Here is a 241-nt window from a genome sequence, read left to right as displayed (position 1 = left end):
TTGCCATAGTGCCGGTCGCCGATCGCCATCAGCCGTTCGCCGACATTGGCGCCGGCAGAAACGGTCATGCGCAGGCCATCGGCGGGGTTCTGGTGCACGAAGCCCCAGTCGGTGCGCATCAGGAAGCGACGCTCGGCCTCGTTCATGCGGTAGAGGTCGCGGTAGCCGCCGTCGCGCATGTGGTATTCGACGCTGCCGGTGGTCGGCATCAGCCGGGTGGAGATGCAGTTGAGCAATGTCG

1 pseudogene is annotated in these 241 nt (G+C 65.6%); it reads right to left on the bottom strand.

Going from position 1 to position 241, the window contains the following annotated elements:
• Positions 1-241 (bottom strand): annotated as a pseudogene (gene phnK, locus EOD29_RS34630) (phosphonate C-P lyase system protein PhnK); the annotation flags it as partial.

Source organism: Mesorhizobium sp. M1A.T.Ca.IN.004.03.1.1 (assembly GCF_003997555.1).
Classification (GTDB): domain Bacteria; phylum Pseudomonadota; class Alphaproteobacteria; order Rhizobiales; family Rhizobiaceae; genus Mesorhizobium.
Note: the sequence above shows the minus strand (reverse complement) of the source record. Positions and strands in the feature narration are given on the sequence as shown.